Annotated in this window: 20 protein-coding genes; 8 read left to right on the top strand and 12 right to left on the bottom strand. The window is 63.9% G+C overall.

The features are described 5' to 3' along the window. Positions 1-27: 27 nt before the first annotated feature. Together glp and AC56PL_RS20685 are read right to left on the bottom strand one after the other, a co-directional pair. Positions 28-1293: a molybdotransferase-like divisome protein Glp gene (gene glp, locus AC56PL_RS20690; protein ID WP_482137687.1), complete on the bottom strand. Its 1266-nt coding sequence runs from the start codon at positions 1291-1293 to the stop codon at positions 28-30. 153 nt (positions 1294-1446) lie between these two features. Continuing rightward, complete coding sequence (locus AC56PL_RS20685; RefSeq protein ID WP_497155023.1) at positions 1447-2394, bottom strand: UTP--glucose-1-phosphate uridylyltransferase; 948 nt, start codon at positions 2392-2394, stop codon at positions 1447-1449. A 99-nt stretch (positions 2395-2493) separates the two neighbouring features. Between AC56PL_RS20685 and AC56PL_RS20680 the strand changes: the two genes are divergently transcribed. From AC56PL_RS20680 to mscL, 4 genes are all read left to right on the top strand, one after another. Further along, positions 2494-3072 carry a 5-formyltetrahydrofolate cyclo-ligase gene (locus AC56PL_RS20680; protein WP_497155022.1) on the top strand — a complete coding sequence of 193 codons (579 nt, stop codon included), beginning with the start codon at positions 2494-2496 and terminating at the stop codon, positions 3070-3072. 81 nt (positions 3073-3153) lie between these two features. Continuing rightward, positions 3154-3483, top strand: a complete 330-nt coding sequence (locus AC56PL_RS20675; protein ID WP_497155021.1) for an FmdB family zinc ribbon protein — start codon at positions 3154-3156, stop codon at positions 3481-3483. Positions 3484-3583: 100 nt separating this feature from the next. Beyond that, positions 3584-4255 carry an SAF domain-containing protein gene (locus AC56PL_RS20670; RefSeq protein WP_497155020.1) on the top strand — a complete coding sequence of 224 codons (672 nt, stop codon included), beginning with the start codon at positions 3584-3586 and terminating at the stop codon, positions 4253-4255. Positions 4256-4353: 98 nt separating this feature from the next. Next, complete coding sequence (gene mscL / locus AC56PL_RS20665) at positions 4354-5235, top strand: large conductance mechanosensitive channel protein MscL (RefSeq protein WP_497155019.1); 882 nt, start codon at positions 4354-4356, stop codon at positions 5233-5235. Between the two features lie 301 nt (positions 5236-5536). Here mscL and AC56PL_RS20660 read toward each other — a convergent pair whose 3' ends face one another. The 8 genes from AC56PL_RS20660 to rpmF form a co-directional block, all read right to left on the bottom strand. After that, positions 5537-6196: an MspA family porin gene (locus tag AC56PL_RS20660; protein WP_497155018.1), complete on the bottom strand. Its 660-nt coding sequence runs from the start codon at positions 6194-6196 to the stop codon at positions 5537-5539. 79 nt (positions 6197-6275) lie between these two features. Beyond that, entirely contained in the window at positions 6276-6881 is a 606-nt protein-coding gene (locus AC56PL_RS20655; RefSeq protein ID WP_497155017.1) for an MspA family porin, read from the bottom strand. Positions 6882-7461: 580 nt separating this feature from the next. Further along, entirely contained in the window at positions 7462-8109 is a 648-nt protein-coding gene (locus tag AC56PL_RS20650; protein WP_495518427.1) for a molybdopterin-binding protein, read from the bottom strand. Between the two features lie 76 nt (positions 8110-8185). Next, entirely contained in the window at positions 8186-9652 is a 1467-nt protein-coding gene (locus AC56PL_RS20645) for a trypsin-like peptidase domain-containing protein (protein WP_497155016.1), read from the bottom strand. A 228-nt stretch (positions 9653-9880) separates the two neighbouring features. Next, positions 9881-11338: an ATP-binding protein gene (locus tag AC56PL_RS20640; RefSeq protein ID WP_495518428.1), complete on the bottom strand. Its 1458-nt coding sequence runs from the start codon at positions 11336-11338 to the stop codon at positions 9881-9883. Between the two features lie 56 nt (positions 11339-11394). Next, positions 11395-12081 carry a response regulator transcription factor gene (locus tag AC56PL_RS20635; RefSeq protein WP_482137668.1) on the bottom strand — a complete coding sequence of 229 codons (687 nt, stop codon included), beginning with the start codon at positions 12079-12081 and terminating at the stop codon, positions 11395-11397. A 114-nt stretch (positions 12082-12195) separates the two neighbouring features. Beyond that, positions 12196-12810, bottom strand: coding sequence for a trimeric intracellular cation channel family protein (locus tag AC56PL_RS20630; protein WP_497155015.1), 615 nt, complete (start codon positions 12808-12810; stop codon positions 12196-12198). Between the two features lie 91 nt (positions 12811-12901). Next, entirely contained in the window at positions 12902-13075 is a 174-nt protein-coding gene (rpmF, locus tag AC56PL_RS20625) for a 50S ribosomal protein L32 (RefSeq protein ID WP_482137664.1), read from the bottom strand. Positions 13076-13358: 283 nt separating this feature from the next. On the opposite strand from rpmF, the gene AC56PL_RS20620 reads away from it, so the two are divergent. The 3 genes from AC56PL_RS20620 (at position 13359) to AC56PL_RS20610 (ending at position 14850) form a co-directional block, all read left to right on the top strand. After that, positions 13359-13823 (top strand): hypothetical protein, encoded by a 465-nt coding sequence (locus tag AC56PL_RS20620; protein WP_497155014.1) that lies wholly within the window; start codon positions 13359-13361, stop codon positions 13821-13823. Then, positions 13820-14119 (top strand): transcriptional regulator, encoded by a 300-nt coding sequence (locus tag AC56PL_RS20615; RefSeq protein ID WP_497155013.1) that lies wholly within the window; start codon positions 13820-13822, stop codon positions 14117-14119. The genes AC56PL_RS20620 and AC56PL_RS20615 overlap by 4 nt, the downstream gene beginning before the upstream one ends. A gap of 71 nt (positions 14120-14190) precedes the next feature. Next, positions 14191-14850 (top strand): DUF1707 SHOCT-like domain-containing protein, encoded by a 660-nt coding sequence (locus AC56PL_RS20610; RefSeq protein ID WP_497155012.1) that lies wholly within the window; start codon positions 14191-14193, stop codon positions 14848-14850. Between the two features lie 10 nt (positions 14851-14860). Here the strand turns inward: AC56PL_RS20610 and AC56PL_RS20605 are convergent, their stop codons facing one another. Then, positions 14861-16999 (bottom strand): MMPL family transporter, encoded by a 2139-nt coding sequence (locus AC56PL_RS20605; RefSeq protein WP_497155011.1) that lies wholly within the window; start codon positions 16997-16999, stop codon positions 14861-14863. A 567-nt stretch (positions 17000-17566) separates the two neighbouring features. Between AC56PL_RS20605 and AC56PL_RS20600 the strand changes: the two genes are divergently transcribed. Next, positions 17567-19519 (top strand): NHL repeat-containing protein, encoded by a 1953-nt coding sequence (locus AC56PL_RS20600; protein ID WP_497155010.1) that lies wholly within the window; start codon positions 17567-17569, stop codon positions 19517-19519. Here the strand turns inward: AC56PL_RS20600 and AC56PL_RS20595 are convergent. Continuing rightward, a complete protein-coding gene (locus tag AC56PL_RS20595; RefSeq protein ID WP_497155009.1) occupies positions 19474-20727 on the bottom strand; it encodes a sensor histidine kinase in 1254 nt (417 codons plus the stop codon). The two genes, AC56PL_RS20600 and AC56PL_RS20595, sit on opposite strands and share 46 nt — an antisense overlap. Positions 20728-20778: the final 51 nt, after the last annotated feature.

The raw sequence follows: 20778 nt of genomic DNA, 5'->3' as shown, positions 1-20778 counted from the left end.
CTGGTCCAGGAACGCACAGTTGCAGTCCTACCCGCGCTGAGCCAGGAAAGCCACATCAACCTCGTCGCCGGGCCGCAACTCCACATCCTCGGGTTCGATGATCACCAGACAATTCGCCTCGGCCAGCCCGGCCAGAAGATGCGAACCGCCATCGGGTGCGGAAATCACCTGCGCGAGATACTCGCCGGTCTGTTCGTCGCGCATCAGCTGCCCTCGCAGATATCCGCGACGACCTTCGACCGAGGTGATCGCACCCACGGTCCGCGCGCGCACCACCCGGCGCATCGGCTGACGCTTGCCCATCGCGATCCGGATCAGCGGCCGCACCATGACCTCGAAGGCCACCAGCGCGCTGACCGGGTTCGCAGGCAGCAGAAATGTCGGGACCTCGTCCCGTCCGAGCTGTCCGAAACCCTGGACCGACGCCGGATACATCGCGATTCTGGTGATCTCGAGTTCGCCGAGTTCGGCAAGGGCTTCCCTGATCGTTTCCGAAGCAGCGCCACCGACCGGACCGGTGATGACAACGATCTCAGACCGAATCAGTTGTCCTTCAACGATTTCGCGCAGCTGCGTCGGTTCGCTGTCGGCGATGCCGACCCGGTTCACGTCCGCACCGGCATCACGTGCGGCCGCCGCGATCGCATAGCTGTTGACGTCATAGACCTGCCCGCCGCCTGCGGTGCGATCGATGTCGACCAGTTCGCCACCGATCGAGATCACCGACAGCCGGGGCCGGGGGTGCACCAGAACCCGCTCGCATCCGACCGCGGCGAGCAAACCCACCTGGGCCGGACCGATGATCGTCCCGGCCCGCACGGCGACATCACCGGGCTGCACATCAGCGCCCTCATGACGGACGTACTGGCCGCTGCGTACCGCATGACCGACACGCACCTTCGGAAGACCGCCGTCGGTCCAGCGGCGCGGGACCACAGCATCCGCGAGGGTCGGCAGCGGAGCGCCCGTTTCCACCCGGACCGCCTGCCGCGGTTGCAGCCGTGTCGGCGTACGCGACCCGGCCTTGAGTTCCCCGACCACCGGCAGGACCACGATCACGTGATCCCCCGGCGACTCGGAGTCGTCGCCGGCGATACTGCCGGCTTCGGCGACATCGACACTGCGCACCGCGTAACCGTCGATGGCCGACTGATCAAAACCGGGAAGCGGCCGATCAGCCGTCACATCCTCGGCACAGAGAAGACCTTGCGATTCGGAGATCGCCACCCGCACCGGCCGAGGTGCCACCGCTGCAGCGGTCACCCGACTCAGCTGATCCTCCACCGAACGCACCGATCATCTCCTCTCACCCCGCCCTGACCACGTGAGCCGGTATGGCACGGGAGTCTGCACACACGCAAGACATGACGTTAGCGGGTTTCGACGGCCGAATCGGTTCACCGGCCCGGCAGTTCGGGCGCGTTGTCGAAAATTCTCAGGCGGACCTTAGACACCGAGGCGCTGAACGAGCCACTCCCGAAGTTCGGGACCGTAGTCATCGCGGTCGAGGGCGAGATCAACCGAGGCCTTCAGGTAACCGCCAGGGTTGCCGAGATCGTGACGGGTGCCGCGGTGCACGACCACGTGGACCGGGTGGCCCTCTTCGATCAGGAGCGCGATCGCGTCGGTGAGCTGCAACTCGCCGCCCGCACCCGGCTTGATGCGACGAAGTGCATCGAAGATCGCGCGGTCGAGGATGTACCGACCGGCTGCCGCATAGTTCGACGGCGCATCTTCGGCCTTCGGCTTCTCGACCATGCCCTTGAGCTTCATGACATTCGGATTGATGGCGTCGGGCAGTTCCTCGACATCGAAGACACCGTAGGCGCTGAGCTTGTCGGTGGGGACCTCGATCGCGCACAGCACGGTGCCGCCACGCCGGGCGCGGGTCCGCGCCATCACTTCGAGCACACCCGAGGGCATCACGAGGTCGTCGGGCAGCAGCACCGCGACTGCATCCTCATCGTCGTCGAGTTGCGCTTCGACGCAGCCGACCGCGTGGCCGAGGCCCAGTGGCTTTTCCTGGATCACCGAGGCGACCTCCAGCAACGACGGCGCGTTGCGGACCTTCGCCAGCATCTTGTCTTTGCCGCGCGACTCCAGGGTGTGCTCGAGAACGAGGTCCTCGACGAAGTGGGCGACGACCCCGTCCTTGCCGGGCGAGGTGATGATCAGCAGGCGTTCGGCGCCGGCAGCCTTGGCTTCTTCGGCCACGAGCTCGATACCCGGGGTATCAACAACCGGGAGAAGCTCTTTCGGGACCGTTTTGGTCGCGGGCAGAAAGCGTGTTCCCAAACCGGCGGCAGGCACTATTGCGGTCCTCGGAATAGGGGGTGTTCCGGGGACCGATTCGTATTCCATCTCGTCAGTCGGACTCATCTTCGCATCAATCATTTTCCACCCTACTTTGCTTAATAACGGCATCCAGGGATAAACCTATCGGCAGAACGCTTCGGATGAGAGGCTGCACCCATCAATTTTACGAAGATTACTTTGCGAAAACACCTACAGAGGGTTCGCGAGAATATGTCACCGCAGGTTAAACGGGCGGCGGACGCCCGGCTTGTGACATGGATCGCCCATCTGGACGACACCGGCCAGTTGGCCGACGAAAAAGTCACCACGATTGCCGCCTACGTCCCGGTCGGCACCGAACCCGGATCCGTCGCATTGCTCGACGCCCTTCGCGAGCAGGGCCACCGGGTCTTGCTCCCCGTGGTCAGCCCCGGCCTGCCGGCACCGCTGGGCTGGTCGGACTACGACGGTCCCGACTCATTGACAACCGGTCGGTTCGGCCTGCTGGAACCCGCCGGAGCCACCTTGCCGAGCGAGATCATCAACACCGCCCATCTGGTCCTGGTCCCGGCGCTGGCCGTGGACCGCAGCGGTGTCCGCCTCGGTCGGGGCGCGGGCTATTACGACCGGACGATCCCGTCGGTCGACACCGAACGCCTGGTGGCCGTCGTCTACGACGATGAGGTCCTCGACGAGATCCCCGCAGACGATCTGGACGTGCCGATGGGCTGGAGCCTGACGCCGTCAGACGGCTTTCGCCGCCTCGGAACAACTTGACCCTGGCACTCGTTAACCTAGAGTGCCAACTGCGCTGTAGAATCCACAAAGTTCTCGGCTAAATACTTCCGGAGGTCCTCGGTGCCCACTTATTCGTATGCTTGTACACAGTGCGATAACCGCTTCGACATCGTGCAGTCGTTCAGCGACGATTCGCTGACCGAATGCCCACAATGTGCCGGTAAGCTGCGCAAACTGTTCAACAGCGTCGGCATTGTCTTCAAGGGCAGCGGCTTCTACCGCAACGACAGCCGGTCGACGTCGACCAGCAGCGAAGCGAGCTCCAGCGACTCCTCCAGCAAGAAGGAATCGACCTCGTCGTCGTCGTCATCATCATCGTCGAGCGACTCGGGCAGCAGCTCGTCCACCAGCTCTTCGGCCCCCAGCACCCCGGCCGCAACAGCCTCCTGACACCGGCGTTTGTCCACAGTGGCGGCGCCTGCCCACAGTTCGATCGGGCAGGCGCGCACGCACCGGATTTCGCCACCGGCAGTGACCTAGCGTTCGGCCAATGGCCGACCGCAACCCGCTTCAACCCACCGCTCTCGACCGCCTGAGGCATGCACTTCGCCCCGGCTGGACGCGCGCTCTCCTGCTCCGACGGATCTGCGCCGCGGCTTTGGTGGTGATCGCGATCGTGGCAGCCCTGAGCGCCCAGCGCGACACAGAGCTGCAGTCGGTCGTCGTTGCCGCCCGCGAGATCGCACCCGGCATCCATCTGACCTCCGCCGACCTCGAGGTCCGCAGCATCGACGCGGCCGCGATCCCCGTCGGCGCGATCACCGATCCCTCGCACCTGGTCGAACAAACAGTCACCGGCCCTGTTCATCCCGGTGAGATATTCACAGACACCCGCGTGCTGTCGAGTCGCCTGCCCGCTGCCCTGCTGGGTCGCGACGACGCCCGCCTCGTCCCGGTCACCTTGTCCGACTCGTCCATCGTGGACCTTCTCCGCGAGGGCGACGTGGTGGACGTCCTGAGCATCGACGAATCGAACGATGGCGAAGCACCCTCAACTCCAACGGTTCTGGTGAAGAACGCCGTGGTGGCGCTTGTATTCGCACCCAGCACAGCGCGATCCGGCCGAGATACCCGGCCGACGATTTTGGCCATGCCCGAGCGGGATGCGCACCGCGTCGCCGTCGCAACGCTCGCCGCGCCGATCACCGTCGTCTTTCATTGAATCCGCATGTTCCATCCACGATCGAGGTCGATAGATGGTTAAGATCGAAAAATGTACCCACGTATATGCGCGTTTTCCCAGGTGGGAAGGACCATGACATGTTAAAGGGTTTCAAAGACTTCCTCATGCGGGGAAACGTCGTCGACCTGGCCACCGCCGTTGTTGTCGGTACAGCATTCACCGCAATTGTGACTGCGTTCACCACCAACATCATTGAACCTCTGATCAATTCACTCGGAGGGACAGATGCGGCAGAGGGCCTCGGATTCACCATTCGCGACGGCAACTCCGAGACGTTTGTAGATATCGGCGGATTGATCACCGCAATCATCAACTTCGTGATCATCGCCGCAATTGTGTATTTCGTTATTGTGATGCCTTACGAAAAATTGAAGGCGTTCGCGGCCAAGGACGGCGACGACGCGGTCGCTTTGTCTGAATCCGAATTACTCACCGAGATCCGCGATATTCTGCAAGGCAAAGATCCGTCGGAGGAGAAGGCCAAGATCGCTGCGGCCAAGAGCACACAGACCGATAAGGACGACGCCTACATCGAGCGGGCCCACGAGGGCCACGCGTCGGCGCCCCTGGTGGGCGCTGCCGGAGCTGCCGGCGGTCTCGGCGCATCGGAGGCAGGCACCCAGAAGTTCTCGGCCCAGCAGCCCGAACAGGCCGGTCGTCCGCCGTCGTACTCGCAGAACCCTCCGCCTGCCCACCAGCCACCGGCGGGACTGCCTACGAATGATCCGCTGAGCGGTCCTCCGCCCGGCTACCAACCGGGCTACCAACCACCGACAGGCCCACCTCCCGGTTACAACCCGAATCAGCCGCCACAGCGTCCGGGACCACCCCAGTACGGGCCACCCGATTACGATCCACAGAACCCCGGCTACCGACCCGATCCGCTGACCGGCCCTCCCCCGGGCTACGGGCCACCGCCCGAGCGCCCCGAAGACGGCCCGGGACGGCACAGCCAATAATTCGCTTCCCCCATAACGACAAACAAACCGCCCGCACATTCAATGTGCGGGCGGTTTGTTCTTCCCGACCTGTCTCACGCCGCTGACCGATTTCACGGCCACAACTGCACCGGCGACACGAAGAACTGTGTAAGCCAGTACAAGAATGCGGCGCGAGTACGAAACTCCGCTCGCACTCACGATTCAGCGCCAACGAGGCCATTCGAAACGGAACACCAAACCCAGCATGGAACAACAAAAGCCGGGACACCTTGTGGCGTCCCGGCTTTCGTTGATATTCAGTTGTCGAGCAGGCTTGCTATCAGCCGATGCTGAACGGCTTGCCCCACAGGGTGACGATGCCGGTGGTCGATTCGGTCTCGACGGTCACCTTCACGTAGGCCTTGGCCTCAGCAAATCCGGCGCAGCCGTGGACTGCGAAGGTTTCCTGGCTGTAGGCGATGCCGCCGTTTGCACCTTCGAAGTCGAAGCCGGTGTTGTCGCCATCAGAGTCGGAGAAGAGGGCAACGTACTTTGCCTCACCGGGAGAGAGCGTGAATCCGGCCTCAGCACCGGTGGAGTACTCCGGCACAATCGCGGAACCGGCGTCTTCACCGGTCGGCAGAGCAGCCTTCACTCCACCGGAAGCTCCGGCGCTCGCGCCGAAGTTGAGCTGGCAACCGACGACGTAACCGGCTTCGATGTTGCCGCCTTCGGCGCCACCGGCGACGTTGACAACAATCTTGCCGTCCAGCCACACATTGCGGCTGGTCGGGATGGCGGACATCGCAGGCGAGATCGTGGAGTTCTCACCGAAGAGGCTGACGGTCACCGAAGTGCCGTCGTCCAGGGTCTGAGTGGTTTTGCCACCGGGGAGGGGTCCGGCAGCAGCAGCGCCGACGCCCATCGAGGCGAGCGCCACAGCGGAAACACCGGCGATGCCGGCGGCCGCCGCGATACGACGCGAGGTTGTGTTCTTCATGATTCCCCTTACGGAAATATCAATCTGCTTGCGGCAGATAAAAGTGTTTCAAGACTTGGGCGGGATTATCTGCCGACGATCAGTTGAGGCTGAACGGCTGACCGTAGAGGGTCGACTTCACAACGAAGTCACCGGTGGTGACCACGGTCGAGAAGGCGCGAGCCTGGGCGTATCCACCGCACTGCTGCACGTCGATGCCCTGGTTCTTGTACTGGATCGACGCGTCGTTACCGTCGAAGTCCTTGCTGCCCAGCGACACGAACACGGCCTGACCCGGGCTCAGCGGGATCGACAGCGAACCGGAGAGTCCACCGGACAAGCTGAGGACGTCCAGGCTGCCGCCCAGGCCGCCCGAGAAGCCGGTGATGTCGATCTGGCAGCCCACGATGTAGCCGGTGGTCAGCGTTCCCGCCGAGCCGCCCGAGTAGACCTTGACCTTGCCGTTGACCTCTGCGGCGCGGCCTGCGCCGTTGTTGGCCACCGACGGAACCGGGTAAGCGCTCTCGCCGGTGCGCTCGATCTTGATCACGGTGCCATCGATGCCTTCAGTGACCTTGCTGCCCGAAGCCAGCGGGCCTGCGGCGGCGTTTCCGGCGCCCATGCTGGCCAAGCCGATGGCAGCAACCGCGGTAATGGCTCCAGCGCCGACAATGCGGCGTAGACCGAACATGCTGAACTTGCTCATTCGTTCCCTCTCACAGGATTGCTGTGTAATCCAAACTCAACCAAATCGTGAGCCTGAAGTGACCTGACGGTTGGTCGGAATAATCCACGGGATGCGTTAACGGGCGGCATGCCCAACGTTTCCCAGAAGTTAATTCCAGCCGTACGTTTCAGTCCTTCCACGAACACCCTCGGGGGCGCATCGCGGGACACTTCCAGCCCCCGCACTGGTACTGGACGTATCGAGCGGAACGTTAGTGCGCTGGGCGAATGCAAGCAACAGTTAGCAGTAAGCGTGTCCTAAACACCGGGATTCGCTGACGTGCAGCGGCAATTGTCGATACTGGATGGAATTCAGTTACCAATCCGTTAAACCGCAGGACCGGGCTGTGATTAAAACGCTATTCACTCGTGATGTGGCGGCCGATTGGCGATAAACCAATCGTCAGACTGCCTGTTCGCGCCCCTGTGAGCTTCGTCACACCCGCCGTCGGAGCGCTCGTCGCGGGTGGTCGCAGGCAGTTCGTCGCCGAAGATTTTGTCCAACTCCGCACGCGACAATGAGCGTTTGCCTTCCGATTTCTCCGCCACGACAACCTGATTCAGAAGTCAGAGATCGAGGCGATGAGATGTTTGGCCATCGGCGTGATGGTGGCCATCCCGTCGCGGACTGCGGCCCGGGAGTTGGCGAGATTCACAACGATCGTCTGCCCGGAGATGCCGGCCAATCCCCGTGACAAACCGGCGTCCATCGCGCCCGCCGCCAGACCCGAACTACGCAAGGCCTCTTCGATGCCCGGCAGCTTGCGGTCGAGCAGGTCTGCGGTCGCTTCCGGAGCCACATCTCGTCCACCGACACCGACTGCGCCGACGGAGATCACCAAGTCGACGCCACCGATCACCGCGGTGTTGAGCGCGTTACGAATCTCGACCTCGTCAGATTCGACGGCCACGACTGCGTCCACGTGAAAACCGGCCTCTTCGAGCAATTCTCCGACCAACGGCCCGATCAGGGCTTGATCTTCACCGTGCGCGGCGCGATCGTCGACGATGACCACCAGAGCCCGTCCCAGATCCTCTTCGGCCAAGTTCAACGACCTCATCTGAATTCCTTCCGCCTCGATCACTCCCGCCTGGGCGGCAAGCCGCGCAGCCGCGGCATCGGCCGCAACCACATCGGCCTCGCCGATCCCCAGGTCGGAGATGTCACTATCTCCGAGTGGAACTCTATCGGTCGGGATGATCGACACCGATTGGAGTCGTCCGCCCACCGCAGTGTCAGTCGATTTCGGATCGCTGATTGTCAGGTCAGGGAATTTCACGATGCTATCCGCCTCCGGTATTCAGGGTGTCAAGGGTTACGTCGACTGTTTTGCTCTGCCCATTCACCTCGTAGGTGATTTTGACCTTGTCGCCGGGTGCGTATGACCGAACAGCAGCGATCAGGGCGTCGCCCGAGGAGATGACCCGGTCGTCGACCCTGGTGACCAATGCCCCGTTCGGGATGCCGGCATCCGCCGCTGCACTACCTGGCTGCACCTCGCTGATCAACGCACCGGGCTCGTCGGCCGACGGCGAACCCGAACGCACCGACACCCCCAGTCCTGCCTGGGTGGCCTTGCCTGTCTTCTCGAGCTCGTTTGCGACCCGGATCGCCTGGTCGACGGGAATGGCGAAGCCGAGGCCGATGCTGCCACCCGTCTCGCCCTCGGAGAGACTGGCGATGGCCGTATTGATACCGATCAGTGCCCCGTTCGCATTCACCAGCGCACCGCCGGAATTGCCCGGGTTGATCGCCGCGTCGGTCTGGATCGCATCCATCACCGATGCCTGACCGCTTTCCGCGCCCTGTGTCGACACCGGCCGGTTCAAGGCACTGATGATGCCCGTGGTCACCGTGCCGTCCAGACCCAAAGGTGCACCGATCGCGATGACTTCCTGGCCGACCGCCAAATTGTCCGAGGTGCCGATCTGGATCGGGGTGAGTCCGGTTTTGTCGACCTTGATCACCGCGATGTCGGAGATGGTGTCGGCCCCGACAATCGTTGCGCTGGCCGTGCTTTCGTCATTGAAGACCACAATGACCTCAGGGTTGGAGCCGGCACCGGAGACCACATGATTGTTGGTCATGATCGTGCCGTCCTCGGTGAGCACCACACCGGAGCCCGAACCTGCCGACTGGCTGCCGATCACCTTGATGGACACCACCGACGGGAGCACTTTCTGCGCCACCTCCTGTACGGACCCTTCAGGAGCGGCTACCGGTTGCGTATTGTCTCGATCGCCACCGAGAATGCCTTCGCTGCTCGAAGAGCCCGATGAGTCATCGGCGATGTTCGCCCCGACCACACCTCCCACACCACCGGCGACCAATGCCACGGCCACCGCAGCGATGGCGATCCCGGTCTTGAATCCACCCGACCGGCCGCCAGGCCTGGAGGCCGGCGCCGATCCCGGTGGATACGACTGCGGACCGGCCGAGCGAGGATCTCCCGGAGCGCCGAATTGGCTTGTCGGGTTGTGTGATCCAAATCCGGGATACGGCGACTGCTGTCCGGCATGTGCGCCCTGCGGGTGCGGATCTGGTTGCGGGCCATAGGGATTGCCGGGCTGCTGCCCGTAAGGCGAAGGCGGCTGCGCAGATCGGGGATCAAACGATGTGGTGCGGCCGTAGGGGTCGTTGCCGCCCGGCCCCCATCCCGCCGACCCGGTGGGACCACCTGCGTCTGGTTGATTCGGGAATCCGCCACCCTCGGGGGTGCCGGATTCGCGTTCGTTGTCGTTGCCGCCCATGTCCCACGCTTGCTTTCTGCCACGCGCACCGCTGCGCTCGGTTGCCGCTCAAAACCCCGGCACTGATACATACCCTGCTACGTCGGCCTGAGATGTCGCTGAGACGCCGCTGTTGGTTTGCCCCTCAATTCTCGCACTCGTTCGAGTCGGCAATCAGCGGTTCGGCCCCTCGAATGACGGTGAGCGCGGACCAAGCAAGACACGCCTGCGCACGGCACCGCGGCCCGTCTACTGCTGAACGACGCGCGGCGCGATCTCGGCTGCGGTCGGTGAACCGGGCAAGGTGATGGTCAACAGGGCGCCGCCGGCCTCGGATTGTCCGGCGACCACAGTGCCACCGTGCCGGACCACCACCTGACGGACGATCGCCAGACCGAGCCCCGAACCCGGCATCGACCGGGCCGCGGTCGAGCGGTAGAAGCGTTCGAAGATCAGCTGCCGGTCTTCCGGCGGAATGCCCGGTCCGGCGTCGGCGACGGTCAGTTCGGCACGATCGGGCGCAACCTGGACCAGTTTGACCACCACCGGACATCCGGGGGGACTCCACTTGGCCGCGTTGTCGAGGACGTTGAGTACCGCACGCGAGAGGCCCGCGCTCTCCCCGAACACGAACCAGGGGCTGACGTGAACATCGAAATCCACATCACTGCGGCGCCGACGTACCCGTTCCAGGCAACGATCGATCACCTCCGCGAGGTCGATCTCCTCGTGGACCACCTCCGGGGCGTCCTCGCGGGCGAGGTCGACGAGGTCGCCGACCAATGTGGAGAGCTCCTCGATCTGCGCCATCAGGTCGGCGCGCAGCTCAGCCATGTCCGAGTCGGGTACGGCACGGGCACCGGGCTCGGACGACGCGATCAGCAGTTCGAGGTTGGTCCGCAGTGACGTCAGCGGCGTGCGCAGCTCGTGGCCGGCGTCGGCGACCAACCGCGATTGCCGGTCGCGCGATTCGGCCAGCGCGCGCAGCATCAAGTTGAAACTCTCGGTGAGTCTTGCCAACTCGTCGTTGCCGATCACCGGTATCGGTGTCAGATCGTCGGTTCTGGCCACCCGTTCGGCAGCGCGTGTCAAACGCGCCACCGGCCTCAAACCCGCTCTGGCAACGGTGGTTCCGGCCACCGCCGCCAGGATGATGCCGCAACCGCCGATCACCCCGAGCACCCAGGCCAGCCGCCCGAGCACATCGTCGGTGTCACCGAGGCTCTGCGAGATGATCAGGGTGTTGCCGTCAACGAGCTTGCGCGCGAGCACCCGCTGGTTGTTCGAGGTCCGCAACGACGACTCGGATTCACCATCGACCACCTCTTGCTCGGCGTCGCCGTACGGCACACTCCCGATCTGGAAGCCCCGACCGCCGGGCATGACCAACGCCACGGACATGTCGGTGGAGTACACCGTGCCGGCCACCAGGGACTCCGGCGAATCGTCGAGGACGCCGATGCGGGCCAACTCGGTCATCCCGTTGGCCCGGTTCGTCAGCTGCGAATCGACATCGGCGTACATCGCCCGGTACACCACCGCAAAAGCGGCAGCAGCCATGACGGCCACCGCGATACCGACGACGGTGGCGGCCAGGATGGTGATGCGCCACCGCAGAGAGATGGTGCGGGTCAGCGGCATCGGCTTACGCATCTGCCTCGGCAATTCATTGGCCGGGACCAGGTTCGTCGGACGTTGCGGTGTGATCGGCTCGGTCGGGGACGACTGCCGATGGTAAAGGCTCACGGTTCACAGCTCACGATCTACGGCGGGGTCTCCCGCAGGACGTAGCCGACGCCCCGCACGGTGTGGATGAGTCTGATCTCGCCCTCGGCTTCGGTCTTACGACGCAGATAGCCCACATAGACCTCGAGAGCGTTACCCGACGTCGGAAAGTCGTAGCCCCACACCTCTTCCAGGATGCGACTACGGGTCAGAACACGCCGCGGGTTGGCCATCAGCATCTCCAGAAGCGCAAACTCGGTGCGCGTCAGGCTGATCGGCCGCTCGTTGCGGGTGACGTCTCGCGTGACCGGGTCCATCGTGAGGTCTTCGAAGGTCATCGCCTCCGAGTCGGGAGGAGCTTCGGTTGTCGCGCGGCGCATCAGGGCCCGCAGTCGCGCCAGGAGTTCTTCGAGGGCAAACGGCTTGGGCAGATAATCATCGGCACCGGCATCGAGACCTGCCACGCGTTCGGACACGGAGTCACGTGCGGTCAGGACCAGGATCGGAAGATCGTCGCCGGTGCTGCGGAGTCGACGACAGACCTCCAACCCGTCCAGCCGCGGCATCATCACATCGAGCACCACCGCATCGGGGCGTTCGCTGCTGATTTTTTCCAGAGCTTCCACACCGTCTCCGGCAGTGACCACCGTGTACCCGTTGAACGTCAGGGACCGGCGCAGAGATTCGCGAACGGCGCGATCGTCGTCCACAACAAGAATGCGCATGACAACAGTCTTACGTGACCTGCTGAGAGAGCGCTGAGTAATCCCCCCGGCGCGCCTCGTTTCATCGCCTCGGTAGCGCGTTGCGACGGACCTGGTCGCGATCCCGACACTGGGTCAGGACTGGCGCCGCGGAGCCGTCGGCAGATGCCACTTGAACTGCAGACTCGCCATCCGCAACGTGGCCGCCACGACTGCGCCGCCGACCAGGCCCGTCCACTCCGGCCAATCGAGCCCGATGACGATCACGACCACCAGCGCCCCGCACATCGCCGGCACCGCGTAGAGGTCGGTCGGGCGCAGCAGCAACGGCACCTCATTGGCGAGGATGTCGCGGAGGACACCGCCACCGATCGCCGTGGTGATACCGAGGAGGACGGCAGCCATCGCACTCGCGTCGTGGTCGAGGGCAAAAGATGCGCCGGTGACCGCGAACACGGCCATGCCGATCGCGTCGAGGAACAGGATCGCCCGGAACAACTTGTTGAAAGCCGGATGGAAGAAATAGGTGACCAGTCCGGCAATCAACGCGATGGTCAGATTGGGCCAGTGCTGCACGGATGTGGGTGGCGTGATCCCGAGCAGTAGGTCCCGGATCACTCCGCCACCGACCCCCGTGGCCGCCCCCATCGACAAGATCCCGAACAGGTCAAAGTCTTTTCGGATGCCGACCAGCGCACCCGAGCATGCGAATACCGCGATGCCCGCGTAATTCAGTACGTCCTGCAACACCGCAGGCCTTTCCCGCCTCGGGGTCCGGGCACAACAAAAGGCTGACCGTCAGTTCGACGGCCAGCCTGAAGTGTTGAGCCTTGGGGCTAGATCAGCGACGATCGAGATCGACGAGGCCCAGCTTCACAGCTTTGACCAGGCGACGGGGCACGCGATGAGCGACGCCACCAACCTTGACCTCTTGCAAGACCGGGTTGTCGGCCTTCCACTGCGAGCGGCGGCTACGAGTATTCGACCGCGACATCCGGCGCTTCGGTACAGCCATGATTCAGCCCTTCATTTCTTCGTTTACGTATCGGGGTTTGTGCGTGTCCGTTCACCGTTTCGGCGTTCGGACTTCTGCACTCGTCCTGCGGTGCCTGGTACCCGATGCGCACCCGGTGGATAGTGGGTGCGAGTCGGAGCGGACATCGACAACCTCTAGAGGGTACCGGTTACCCCCCTCCCAATCCAAAGCGAGTCCGAATGCAGGGCCCGACCAGGAACTTCGTGCCCGTTGATCCCACCTTTACTTGCAGAAGTGGAAAGTTATTCCTAAGCTTTCCGGTATGGAAAGTGATGACGCGCGTGAACTCCTGAGAATCGCCGAACGCGCCGAAGCTGCACCTTATGTCGACTATCCACCGACACCGTGGTGGTACTACCCCGCAGTCGGTGGCTGGGCGGCGGCGATGATCGGGGTCTTCACCTGGGTGCACGAACACAAGGCCCTGTTCTTCGCAGCACTTGCCACTCTGATCGTTGTCGAGTTCGTGTTCGTCGGATGGATGAGCAGGCGGCACGGCGCCTTTCCCATGCCAGGCAAGGGCACGCCACCGGCCGAGATCCGGATGGAGTGGAATCGCTACTTCCTGGCCCTGCCGATTGTTGTCGGGTTGATCGCCCTGGTGTGGTGGCTCGTCGGCGCTGTGCCGGCAGCGGTGGTCGCCTTTGTGGTCATCACCGTCGGGCTGATGATCTACGAACGGCGCTACGCCAAGGCAGCGGCGGCGGTTCGGGTGCGGCTCGCATGATCGACGGTCTCGACCCGGTGATCCATGCCCCGAAACGGCTCGCCGCCATGGCGATTCTGGCCAACAGCACCACTGCGTCGTTCAAATTCCTCAAGGAACACCTGGACCTCACCGACTCGGACCTGTCCAAGCAGATGTCGGCCCTCGAGTCGGCCGGTTACGTCACGCCATCGAAAGTCGGCCACGGCCGGGGCAGCAGCACCACCTACCGGATCACCGCGTCCGGCAGACGCGCCTACCTCGCCCACAGAACCGCGCTACAGATCCTGCTCGACGGCCCCCCCGACCCCCGATGATGTGCTGTTTTGGCGAGAAAAAGTCCAGGTCGGCTCCGCCAAAACAACACAACATCCACTACGGTGAGCGGGTGAGCGATCTGACACCCACGGGAGATTCCGAACCCGCCACCAGCCTGAGCAACGTCCGAGCCGGCGACGCAGACCGCCGTCTGGCGATCGACATCCTCTCGTTGGCGATGACCCGGGGACACCTGAGTCCGGCTGAGTACGAGGAACGCGCCGACAAGGCGCTCGCGGCGAAAACCTTCGGTGAACTCGACGCCCTCACCGACGATCTGCCGACCAATCAGCTCAGGCCGCCGACGGCGCCGACCGCACAGCCCACCACCCACCCCACCGACGTCGAGGTGACCCTCAACCGGATCGCCGTCATGAGCGGTTCCGAGCTCAAAGGCCGGGCGGCGGTCGGTGAGCACCTGAACGCCTTTGCTCTCATGGGTGGTGTCGAGATCGACCTCCGCGACGCAGTGTTCACGTCTCCGACGCTGACGATCCGGGCCACCGCCATCATGGGTGGCATAGAAATCGTCGTCCCGCACGATGCCACCGTCCGGATCAACGGCATCGGAATCATGGGCGGCTTCGGCGGCGACCACGACGGCGCCGAGGGACAGGGATCCCCCGGCGCGCCGATCATCACCATCAGTGGGCTGGCAATCCTGGGCGGTGTCGGCGTGGCTCGCCGCCCTCGGCCCGGCCAGAGCCCGCCGTCGCTGAAGAAAGACTGATCCGCGGCGCTCAGACCGAGGTCGACTCCTTCGCCTGATCGACTCCGCCTGCGCTGTCCGACGTGGGTGTGCCCGCTTTCGACGGCCACCAGAAATACCGGCCGAGCAGAATCGACAGCGCCGGCACCAGGACCGGGGCCATCACGACCGACGCCAACAAGACACCGACAGCCACCCCGACACCGAGTTCTTGCAGGTTGTTCAACCCGGTCAGGGCCAGCGAGGCGAACGTCAACGCCAGCACGGTGCCTGCCGCGACCACGGTCGGGGCATCATTGGCGATCGCGATCTTCGCCGCCATGCGCGGCGAGTACCCGTTCTTGAACTCCTCGCGCAGACGTGCCGCGATCAGGATGTTGTAGTCGGTGCCGATCGCAACGACGAACAGGTACAACACAATCGGGGTCGAGAAGTCGATGCCGTCCAGACCCTCGCCCTTCAAGAACACCAGCACGAGCGCGCCGAGGGTCGCCGCGAAGGTCAGGGCCACACACGCCAGCAAGCCCAAAGGCGCCGGCACCGAGAGCAACAGGAGTCCGAGGATCACCGCAACGATCGCAAACGCCACCGGGAACACATGTTTGGTATCCGAATCAAGCTGTGCCCGGACGTCGACCAGCATCGAGGTCTGTCCACCGACAAACACCTCCGCATCGGTGATCGACGCGTGGGCGGCATCGCGGACCGGTCCCTCGACCAGATCCAGCGACGCGGTGGAATAGGGATCGTCACCGAGGACGACGTTCACCATCGCCGCGGTTCCGTCCTGGCTGATGCGCGGCTGGCCGACCGACGCGACTCCGTCGACGGCACCCACCGCCGAGATCATCGCCGACAACTGATCCTGCGGCACCGGTCCGGGTGCCTTCACCAGGATCTGGGTGGGGCTGAGCGCGCCAGAGGGGAACGATTCGGCCATGGTGTTGAACGTCTGCTGTGACGCTGTGTCCGAGGGCAATTCCTCGAGCGTGTTGTACGTCGCCTTGTATCCGGTGGCGAACACGGCCAGCGTGGCCAGCGCCACGATCACCACCGCGACCACCGCCGCAGGCCGGCGCGCGACCAGCGAACCGACGGCACCGAATGCGGACTGTTTCGGATCCTTGCCAGGGCCCAGCGGCCAGAACAAGTGGTCACCCAGAATGGCGAACAGGGCCGGAACAAGCGTCAGCGCGGTCAGCAACATCGTTGCCACGCCGATGATCAAACCCGGCGCCAGGGTCGTCAGCGACCCCAACTTCGCGAGGAACAGGGCAGCAAAGGCACCGATCACCGTCAACGCCGACGACGCGACCACCTTTCCGACCACCGATGCCGACATGATGAGACCTGCCATCGTCTCGGTACCGCGACGCAACTCTTCCCGGTAGCGGAACAGAAGGAAGACAACGTAATCGGTGCCCACACCGAACAGGACCACCACCAGGATCGCATCCAGGGAGGTGCTCACCTCGAACTCGAAGAGGTCGGCGGCCAGGGCAGTGAGGCCCTGCGCCGCGCGGTAGACCAGGCCGATGATGATCACCGGGAGAATCGCGACGATGGGGCTGCGGAAGACCAGGCCGAGCAACACGACGATCACCACGATGGTTGCGATCGTGATGATCTTCTCCGCACCGTCATAGGCGGTGTTGGTGTCGACGAGGATGGCCGCGTTGCCGGTCAGACCCGACGTCAGGCCGGTTCCCTCGAGTTGCGCCTCAGCAGCCGAACGCACCTCTGGGACAGCATCGTTGACGGCTTCATCGCCGGGCTGTCCGGCGAACGTGACCGAAAGCGCCATGGCCTTGCCGTCCTGGGACAGCGACTGCGGCGATGCATTGACGCCCGTGACACCGGCTATCGCGTCGGACTGCAGTGTCGCGGCAAGGCCCGTGACCGTCTGCTGGTCGTCGGATGACAGTGATGCTCCGTCGTCGCGGGTGACCACCAGAGAGCCCGAGGCACCGGACGAGCCGGGGAAGGCCGTGTTCGCGATGTCTTGGGCCTGAACCGATTCGAAGGATCCCGGAAGGAAGGTTTGCTGGTTGCCGTTGGTGTAACTCTCCAGACTCGGCGACAGCACGATGATGGCGACCACTGCGACCAGCCACCCGGCCACCACCCGCCAAGGATGAGTGACCACGTAGCGGGCGATAAACGCGAACATTCTGGAATCCTCCTGGAGTACCGACCGCGAAGCGGCGAAGCCCATCTGAACAAGGGCCACCTCGCGATTGCGCGGTGAATACCCAGGGCGACAGCAGCTTATCGATCCGGCAGGCCACGACAACATCCTTTTGTGCTCCGGCGCAGCAGAATCGACCCCCCACCGAGTGCCCGGTGTCATCGATCGCCTCACAGCAAGACTTTCACACCATCTCTTCGGCGCCTGTCATTTTCAGCCCGTGAACAGGGGCGTTCGGCGATCGAGGACAACCGATTCCGCGTTGTGCACACACCACCGAATCGCAAGCACGACGAAGAGACAGGGCCGGCGCACTACTGCAGTCGCAGTATGTGCGCAATGGTCGATGTGAAGTAGCCCCGGTCACGCGATCACCGTGGCGGAAGCCGCAATTTGCGCCGGGGCCAGGCATTTTCTGCGTGCACACTCTGGGCCGGGGACGACTCCGGGCTGCATGAGCACCGGCTGAGCCGACTCAGGTATCCGTGTCCGGGCGCTAAGGTTGGCCCCTGTTCGATCTGTGCCGGCATGTCCGCACGGGATCCTGTGATGAGGTGGTCGGTTTTGTCTCGCAATGCCTTTCGTTCGCTGACGATTGTCTTCAGCTGTCTCCTACTTGTTGTTGCCGGTTCGGCATCGGTCACGGCCGCGTCCGTTATCGGCGAAACAGTGAACGGCGAGGTCCGATCGGCGGCCGGTAACGCCAACTGGGATGTCACGGCCTGGATCTCGGGCGTCGAAGGACAGCGCGCACCTGCACAGGTGGGTACCACCGTCAGTGGCGCCGATGGCCGCTTCGCGATGAGCGTCAGTGAACAGCCACCCGACGGATCGGTCCTCTATCTGCTGGCCCGCCCCACCGGGGCCGGCAACGGTGCCGCACCGACCCTCGCCTCCGTCGCAGGCGTCGGATCATCACCGTTTGTGGTGCTGAGCGAACGAACCACAGTCGCAACCGGATATGCGATGGCGCAGTTCATCGACAACACCGGGATCAACGGAACAGATCCGGGTATCTCGAACTCCGCCGCGATGATCACGAACCTGGTCGATCCGGCGACCGGAAGACTCGGCCGGGTTCTGACCAACTCCCCCAACGGATCTCAGACGTCGACACTCGCCACCTTCAACAGCCTCACCGACATGCACGCCGCATGCTCGATCGACCACCGGCGTTGTACCGAACTCATCTCCGAGTCCACGGTTGCCGGTTCGGCGCGCCCCGCCGACACCCTGCGGGCGTTCTCCCAGATCGCCCGGAGCCCCTCTGATTCCGTGCTGTCACTGTTCGCCCTCTCCAAGTACGTGACCACGCCGAACACGCCGGTGCTGACCCTTCCCCCTGTGGCATGGACGTTGGCCCTGCGATTCGATGGTGGCGGTGGATTGCTCTCCGGACCGGGAAACTTTGCGATCGACCATCTCGGCAACATCTGGGTCGACAACAACTATCAGTTCAACGCGGACCCGCAAACCCCGGTCTGCGGCAGCGATCTGCTGTTCAAGTTCGGTCCCACCGGCCAACTCGTCGACGGAGCCCCGTTCAGCGGTGGCGGCTTGAGCGGTGCCGGCTTCGGCATCGACCTCGACAACAGCGGCGACGTCTGGGTCAGCAACTACGGCTTCGCCGCACCCGAACCCGGTTGCGCCACCGAAGATCAGCCGCCGCACAATTCGCTGTCGAAGTTCACTCCGGACGGAACACCGCTGTCCCCGAACGACACCGGATTCACCCAGGGCGGTGTCACCTGGCCGCAGGGCATGGAGGTCTCTGCCAATGACGATGTGTGGGTGACCAACTGCGCCGACAACAGCGTCACCGTGTACCGCGGCGGCAATCCGGATCAGGCCCAGAACTTCAATGGTCTCGGACTGAATCAGCCATTCGACATCGTCGACAACGGCAAGAACATCTTTGTCTCCGGCATCGTCAGCGACAATATCGCGATTCTGAGTGGCGACGGCAAGCCGCGGGCCAACTCTCCGGTCAGCGGACCGCACCTGGACCATCCGATGGGCCTGGCCACCGACAACGCAGGCAATGTGTGGATTGCGAACTCCGGTGTGATCACACTCCCCTGCCCCGACCGCCCAACCGGAACCGGTGGCAGCGGTTCGGTCGCCGCACTCGGACCAGACGGCCAGATGCTCGTCGGTCCGCTGCAGGGTGGCGGCGTCACGGTGCCCTGGGGTCTGACCACCGACGGCGATGGAAATGTGTGGGTGGCCAACTTCGCAGGCAAGCGGATCTCGAGTTTCTGCGGTGTCGATACCTCGACCTGTCCGCCTGGATCGTCGACCGGCGACGCGCTCTCACCGGACGTCCTCGGTTACTTCTTCGACGGTCTCGAACGCAGCACCGGCATCGCGGTGGATCAATCGGGCAACGTCTGGGTGACCAACAACTGGAAAGACGTTCCGTTGGAGGCCAATCCGGGTGGCGAACACATCGTCGTCTACCTGGGGATGGCTGCGCCGGTCTCGATTCCTGCACCACGCTGATCATGGGCGGGAATTTCGGTGCGCTCGGTGATCGCACTGTCGTCGTCGGTTGCGATCGGTAGCTCCACCAGCACCTGAAAAGCCGAGGATCCCCGGATCGATCGCAGCGTCCCGCCAACCACGTTGGCGCGCTCGGTCATCCCGATCAGTCCGTAGCCAGGTGAAGCCGAATCACCGATGGCAGGCGCACGGTTGACCACCTCGATCAGCAACGTGTCCACGCCGTAGCGCAGCCGCAGCCGCACCGATTCACCGCGGGCATGCTTTGCGGCATTGGTGAGTGATTCTTGAACAATCCGATATGCGGTCAGGTCGGTACCCGGTGCCAACGATCGCGTACGACCCTGGCGGATGACGTCGATGGACATCCCACGACTGCGAAAGTCCGTGAGCAGGTCGTCGAGATCCGCGATCCCCGGTACCGGATGCAGCGCAGGCTCATCGGCCCCCTCCCGCAGCATTCCGACGGTGGCCTTGATGTCCTTCAACGCCGTCTCGGTGGTCTGATGGACATGTGTCAGGGCAGTTTTGGCCAATTCCGGATCGACCGACATCAGGTGGACCGCTGCGCCGATCTGCATGTTCAGCGACGTCAGATGATGCGCCGCCACATCGTGCAGGTCGCGCGCGATGCGAATCCGTTCTTCGATCACCCTGGTGTGCGCCTCGGCGTCTCGCATCAGTTCGGCTGCCGCCGCCCGATACTCGACCGCTGCAACGTATCGCCTCCTGATCCGGCTCAGGACTCCGAACAGGAAACCGATACCGATCCAGCCCACGGCGCCGATCCGCTCCACATCCATCCACGGCGAGGCCGCAAAGAGCGAGACCACAAGCACCACACCGCACGGCACCATCAGCGCGACAATCGTCACCGCCGCCGACCGGGTGGCGGCGATCGCAGCGCCGCAGACCGTGATCTGTATCTCGAGCGCAGGATTGAACACACCACCAAAAGTCATGTACGCCGCGGCGATCGCAGTGGTTCCACACAGCGCAAGCCACTGACGATCGGTCCGCCAGTAGACGAACACACTGCCGGCGGCGGCGAACAGCACACCGATGAGCGAGGCGTCCCCGCCCCGGCCGGCGCGTTGGTCGTACGGCAGCGCCCACACCACGAAGGCAAACACCAACAGACACACGATCACTCGCGCCACGCGGGGACAACCGCTGCGAAAGCGATCCCACCGCTCGACTACATCCACGCGCGAACGATACCTCGCAGAGTCCACGGATCATCCGGATCGGCGACGGGG

The sequence above is a fragment of the Williamsia sp. Y721 genome (assembly GCF_059683565.1).
Note: the sequence above shows the minus strand (reverse complement) of the source record. Positions and strands in the feature narration are given on the sequence as shown.

What these genes read in the sequence shown, in the direction of transcription:
- AC56PL_RS20655 (WP_497155017.1), bottom strand. Translation starts at nt 6,881, where the DNA reads ATGAGCAAGTTCAGCATGTTCGGTCTACGCCGCATTGTCGGCGCTGGA.
- AC56PL_RS20605 (WP_497155011.1), bottom strand. Translation starts at nt 16,999, where the DNA reads ATGTTCGCGTTTATCGCCCGCTACGTGGTCACTCATCCTTGGCGGGTG.
- AC56PL_RS20620 (WP_497155014.1), top strand. Translation starts at nt 13,359, where the DNA reads ATGGAAAGTGATGACGCGCGTGAACTCCTGAGAATCGCCGAACGCGCC.
- AC56PL_RS20600 (WP_497155010.1), top strand. Translation starts at nt 17,567, where the DNA reads ATGAGGTGGTCGGTTTTGTCTCGCAATGCCTTTCGTTCGCTGACGATT.
- AC56PL_RS20670 (WP_497155020.1), top strand. Translation starts at nt 3,584, where the DNA reads ATGGCCGACCGCAACCCGCTTCAACCCACCGCTCTCGACCGCCTGAGG.
- rpmF (WP_482137664.1), bottom strand. Translation starts at nt 13,075, where the DNA reads ATGGCTGTACCGAAGCGCCGGATGTCGCGGTCGAATACTCGTAGCCGC.
- mscL (WP_497155019.1), top strand. Translation starts at nt 4,354, where the DNA reads ATGTTAAAGGGTTTCAAAGACTTCCTCATGCGGGGAAACGTCGTCGAC.
- AC56PL_RS20615 (WP_497155013.1), top strand. Translation starts at nt 13,820, where the DNA reads ATGATCGACGGTCTCGACCCGGTGATCCATGCCCCGAAACGGCTCGCC.
- AC56PL_RS20645 (WP_497155016.1), bottom strand. Translation starts at nt 9,652, where the DNA reads ATGGGCGGCAACGACAACGAACGCGAATCCGGCACCCCCGAGGGTGGC.
- AC56PL_RS20635 (WP_482137668.1), bottom strand. Translation starts at nt 12,081, where the DNA reads ATGCGCATTCTTGTTGTGGACGACGATCGCGCCGTTCGCGAATCTCTG.
- AC56PL_RS20685 (WP_497155023.1), bottom strand. Translation starts at nt 2,394, where the DNA reads ATGATTGATGCGAAGATGAGTCCGACTGACGAGATGGAATACGAATCG.
- AC56PL_RS20660 (WP_497155018.1), bottom strand. Translation starts at nt 6,196, where the DNA reads ATGAAGAACACAACCTCGCGTCGTATCGCGGCGGCCGCCGGCATCGCC.